Source organism: Paractinoplanes rishiriensis, assembly GCF_016862375.1.
GTDB lineage: Bacteria > Actinomycetota > Actinomycetes > Mycobacteriales > Micromonosporaceae > Actinoplanes > Actinoplanes rishiriensis.
The window spans coordinates 1-1,205 of sequence record NZ_BOMV01000165.1; the positions used below are offsets into that span (position 1 = coordinate 1).

1 protein-coding gene is annotated in these 1,205 nt (G+C 62.9%); it reads left to right on the forward strand.

All coding sequences use genetic code 11. From position 1 onward, the window contains the following. The first annotated feature begins 14 nt into the window (after window positions 1–14). Complete coding sequence (locus Ari01nite_RS49410) at window positions 15–1,205, forward strand: sugar ABC transporter substrate-binding protein (RefSeq protein ID WP_239163711.1); 1,191 nt, start codon at window positions 15–17, stop codon at window positions 1,203–1,205.

Sequence of the window (1,205 nt, forward strand, 5' to 3'; positions counted from 1 at the left end):
CGCTCTCCGTCGCGGTGTGCCTCACCACCGCCTGTTCGAACGACTCTGCCGGCACGGATTCGACGTCTGGTCAGGTGGGTGGCACGTATCAGATCTGGGATCCGTATCCGCAGTTCGATGACGCGTCGGACTGGGTGAAGTTGTTGACCAGGTGTGGCACTGACGCGGGTGTGTCGGTGAAGCGGACTGGTTACGACACGACGGATTTGACGAATAAGGCGCTGTTGGCGGCGCAGCAGGGTAGTTCGCCGGATGTGTTGATCGTGGACAATCCGGTGGTGTCGACGCTGGCTGAGGGTGGGGTGTTGACCACGACCGAGGAGACTAAGACGGATACGTCGGCGATCGAGCCGAATCTGTTGGCCGCGGGTCAGTTGAACGGCAAGACCTACGGTGTTCCGATCGGTGCGAACACTCTGGCGTTGTACTACAACAGGGAGGTGCTCGACGCTGCGAAGGTCGATCCGGCCACGGTCAAGGACTGGGCGTCGTTGACGGCGGCGTTGGAGAAGGTGAAGGCGGCCGGGAAGAAGGGCATCACGTTCTCGGCGATCGGTACTGAGGAGGGTTCGTTCCAGTTCCTGCCGTGGTTCTGGGGTTCGGGCGCGAATCTGACTCAGCTGGACTCGGCGCAGGGTGTGGCCGCGTTGACGTTGTGGACCGATTGGTTGAAGAAGGGCCTGGCGCCGAACTCGGTGCTGAACAACACTCAGACGACGAGTTGGCAGGAGTTCGCCACCGGGGATTTCGCGTTCAGTGAGAACGGGACTTGGCAACTGGCCAATGCCAAGAAGACCGGTTTCGAGTACGGGATCATCCCGATTCCGTCGCAGGCGGGTGGGACGGCTCCGGCGCCGACCGGTGGCGAGTTCGTGACGGCGCCGGTGCAGTCCGACACCGGCCGGTACGCGGCCTCGACGAAGATCATCAGCTGTCTGACGAACGCGGATAATGCGCTGACCACGGACACCACGCTGTCGTATGTGGCGGCGACGACCGCGGTGCAGGACAAGCAGGTGGCGGCGAATCCGGAGTTGAAGGTGTGGGTCGAGGCGGTCAAGGCCGCGAAGGGCCGTACCAGTGACAACCTCGGCACGAAGTATCCGAAGATTTCCGAGCCGATGTGGACCGCGTTCCAGGCGGCGCTGTCCGGCAGCAAGACGCCGTCCGAGGCCCTCGAAGCCGCGCAGAGCTCCATCAAGTGA